Genomic DNA, 4,121 nt, shown 5'->3' with positions numbered 1-4,121 from the left:
CAGAGATTCAACAATTACCTTTAACATCAATGGTAATTCGTCAAGTCTGCGTTGAAGGTTGGGCGGCGATCGTCCAATGGGGTGGCGTCAGATTGCAAGACTTATTACAGATCGCCCAGCCGCGATCGAGTGCTAAATATGTATATTTCCAATCTGCCGATGGCTACTATGAAAGTTGGGATTTGGCTTCAGTGCTGCATCCCCAAACTCTGTTAGCGTATCAAATGAACGGTCGAGATCTCCCTGCCGAAAATGGGGCACCATTACGCTTAGCATCACCAATCAAGCTCGGCTATAAACAAAGTAAATGGGTGACAGAAGCAATCGTCACCAGTCAACTGTTACCAAAACGCGGCTATTGGGAAGATTTGGGCTATGAATGGTTTGGCGGGTTGTAAGTGACTGGGTGGTAGTCATCGCTGCTAAATTGACACGATCGCGCGTCATTGCAGAGTTGAGGCGAGCGATTTGGAGCGATCCGATCGAGAAAATCTAATTTGGGCAAATTTTGACTAGACAGATATTCGTGAGTATGTTAATCTAAATTAAGTATGCTGGTGTAGCTCAGTTGGTAGAGCAGCTGATTTGTAATCAGCCGGTCGGGGGTTCGAATCCGTCCACCAGCTTTAAAATATCCCTAAAACAGGGAGACATATCAACTATACATAGCGCTCGCGCACTAATAATGACTGGCAACTGACGATCGAACGTCAACTGCCAGTCATTATTTTTTGTCAAGAACGAGCGCCATGAATTTGGAAATCCGAGCGAGTGCGATCTCGATCGAGAGTATCGCAATTAAGATCCGAAACAGTGTCGTCACAGCAAAAATGATTGTTGGCGAGCGGTGACAGGTATGGCACTCATTTTGGGCAATATAAGAGTACAACATTTCATAATTAGCTACCGATCGATCTCAGTCATGTCTGCTGCTGCGATCTGGGAATCCAAAACCGCTACACAAATATTTGTCAACTCTATCTAGATCGACTAATTCATGCCCGTTTCTACCAATTGGGTAGACACGATCTCTCCCAATTCTGAGTAACCGATGATGAAGAACAAACCCAACCCCGATCGATCCTTTATCCACTTCATCCTCAGAGCGCAGCAGCTAGCCAAACAAGATGCTCGATCGGACAGAGGTTATGCGATGATGATCGTCTCGATTATCACGATCGCCATGTTTAGTCTGTTGGCGGTATACATGACGATGACCAACCTCACCAAGTCATCAACCAACGCCTATATCGATGGCACGAATACTTTCTATGCGGCTGAGTCGGGATTGAACAGACGCGCCGATCAACTTCGCCAAAAATTTGTCGGTTACACTCTCCCAGACAACAAAACTGCCACTCCCAACCCGGCAAATATCTCTACTTGCTTTTCGTTACCGCTGACAACTGCACCAACGGCTAACAACGACTTCGAGTGTCGGAACTATCCATTTAAATACAATAACAATATCGCCCAGACTACTAGTACCGATGGTACTGGGGCTGTAGTTTTAAGCGAGCAAGATGGTGGTAGAAATAGTATTCAGTATACAGCCTTTACTTTCGTACAGGACAAGACAGATTATGTCGCAGGTTCGAGTCCACTAGCACCAACGCCTAAGCTGATCCCTGCGGGGCAGACTTATGCAGGATTGAATGGTTTAGAATATCGCTATACTGTCTACGCGATGGCTGCCAAACCAGATCTGACAAATCCCACTAACCCAGTTCAGAACGGTGAGAGTAAGATCGTATTGCAAATGGACTTCCGCAGTCGGATCGTACCGTTATTCCAATTTGCGGCTTTTTATGAAGACGATCTAGAGATGAATTCGGCCACACAAATGACCATCAGTGGGCCAGTGCATACCAATGGCAACCTGAAGGCAATCTCTTATAATGGTGCTTCCGTAAGTGATTTCACCCAAGGCACCAGATTCATGGACAATGTAACGGTTGTGATGGACGTTTACAATCGAACACCCCATAATCCTAGCTGTTCATCTGGAAATTGCAAGGTATCAGTTTATGATGGCACTGGAGACAAAACACTAGCAGCCAGCTACGGTTTCTTTCCAACCCCATATCGCACTACTGCTTTAACTACTGCCGAACTGGGTGTATTTGGGACTCGACTCAAGACTGGAGTCCCACGACTCAACGTACCCGCACCAGGCTTCTTGCGAGAAAAAAATTATAAGACTGGAGCAACTGGGCTGTATTATGGCAAAGCGGATCTGCGGCTCAAATTCTTTCCCACTCGTGCGATGCCATTTGACTTGACCTCAATTCAGAATGGATCTGGTTGCAGCATTTCAGCATTTAACATTCCAAGCGATCGTAACAATGCCAGCGCACTGACTTGCCGGGTCTTGACTAAAGGGCAGTTGCAAAGTCTACGACAGCCAGTATTGACCAAATCGACCTCAGCAACGGCTCTATCTCTAAAAAATCAAGAGATCTTGAAAGCACTACAAGTTGCAATTGCATCTTCGCCTACTCTTGTGACTCTATCAGACCTAGAGCGGCCGATCGTCACAACGACTGGTTGGGGGAAAACTTTCAAGGATTTACTAAATTCGCTCCCGGCATCGACAATTACATCAACAGAAGTCAGTGCGTTGTTGCCAACGACCGGATCGACATCAACAGGATTATGGCCATTGCCATCGGCATCGTGTACGGTATCTGCATTGCCAACGACTGGAAATGCTAGAAATATTGTCCGAGCGTTGTGTAGCACATTTTTAGCTGCGCCGATTCAGCAAATCAAAGGCACCAGTTATTCAAGCGATCCTAAGATCGATGGTGGCTTCTACAACCAGATTACCGACACCGATAGTTTTGATACTGGATCTGGCACTTGGATGGAGATGCTACAACTCAACATCGAGAGTCTTACCTACTGGAATCGGGATGGTATTTATGTAGAGGCTACCGTTCCCACTCTCACAGTACCATACGCCGCCCCAACAACTCTGACGAGTGCATCGGGGCTATCTACAGACGATTTAGCATTTATCAAAGCCGCTGCCGATCTGAGTAAGCCTGTGGGCAGCTTCGCCAATCAGGGACTGGCAGCCAACGATACGACCGAAGGTGGTCTGGTATTCCACGCAACAGTAAGTGACGATCTCAATGGAGATGGTACTGATGATACGGCGGCCACCCCTGCTAACAAAGTTCCAGGTAAAGATAGTAATGGAGTGGTAATTCCCCACGTTGATAACTATCGCATCTATCCGAGTGGGGGTGGGATCCGGAACAGCCCCTATGGCTTTGTACTCAGTGGTGGCGTAGAGCTACCAGGCCCATTAACGATCGCCACAGACCAAGCAGCGTATATCCAAGGCGACTATAACAACCCAGGTGTTGCCGCCGGATCGCTGCCCCAGTCAACTTTTTATTATCCGAGTAATACTGCTAGTAACGATCGAGGTTTTCGTCGTCAACCAGCAGCAATTATGGCCGATACTCTGACATTTCTCTCTAACGAATGTGTAAATGATAATCGACAAGTTAACTGTGGTAGTAATCTTACACCCGTGGGATCGCGAAGTGTAGTGACTAATGGAATGGCGATTAATGCGGCTTTAGTGTCCAATCTCATGAAAAGCACTAATACTACATTCAATGGGGGACTTAACAAATACATGAAACATCTTGAAAATTGGGGCTTTGCCACCGCTCTTAACTATTCAGGCTCGATGATTAGTCTCGGCGAACCATTAGAGTCCGCTAAAATATCTGTTAACAATAATGTTTACAAACGTAATTATAATTATGAGACTCGCTTCAATTCTTTTGATAAATTGCCGCCACTGAGTCCCAGTGCTATCTATCTTCAGCAAGATGTCTTTAAGCGCAATTATTAAGTTACCAATTTGAAATTAAGTGAATAGCTCAGACAATTTTCATGGTCTGAGCTATTCACATTTAATGTCGATCGGGACATGTTGCAATCGCTCGATCGCCTTGCTTTTGAGCTTTAGATCGTCTTACTCAGGCTAGGAAGTAACCAGAATAATTCGATGCCAATAGTTAGGCACGGTTCATCCTAAAATTCAAACCCCACACCAAAGTTGACACCAGCATTAGGGCCGAAGTCGGTATTGTAACTGC

General features: G+C 45.9%; 3 protein-coding genes and 1 tRNA gene. 3 read left to right on the top strand and 1 reads right to left on the bottom strand.

The window, feature by feature from the left end; genetic code table 11:
- Together RMO35_RS23815 and RMO35_RS23810 are read left to right on the top strand one after the other, a co-directional pair.
- Positions 1–398 (top strand): molybdopterin-dependent oxidoreductase (locus RMO35_RS23815; RefSeq protein ID WP_309745001.1); only part of this gene is annotated, 398 nt, incomplete at its 5' end.
- A 155-nt stretch (positions 399–553) separates the two neighbouring features.
- Positions 554–626, top strand: a tRNA-Thr gene (locus RMO35_RS23810).
- A gap of 98 nt (positions 627–724) precedes the next feature.
- Here RMO35_RS23810 and RMO35_RS23805 read toward each other — a convergent pair.
- Positions 725–892: a hypothetical protein gene (locus tag RMO35_RS23805; RefSeq protein WP_309744999.1), complete on the bottom strand. Its 168-nt coding sequence runs from the start codon at positions 890–892 to the stop codon at positions 725–727.
- A 159-nt stretch (positions 893–1,051) separates the two neighbouring features.
- On the opposite strand from RMO35_RS23805, the gene RMO35_RS23800 reads away from it, so the two are divergent.
- The gene (locus RMO35_RS23800) at positions 1,052–3,874 is read left to right on the top strand and encodes a hypothetical protein (protein ID WP_309744997.1); all 2,823 of its coding nucleotides are present in this window, start codon (positions 1,052–1,054) and stop codon (positions 3,872–3,874) included.
- Positions 3,875–4,121 lie beyond the last annotated feature (247 nt).

It is taken from the genome of Chamaesiphon sp. OTE_20_metabat_361 (genome assembly GCF_031364565.1).
The sequence above is the reverse complement of the archived record's forward strand: the minus strand, read 5'-3'. Positions and strand labels throughout refer to the sequence as shown.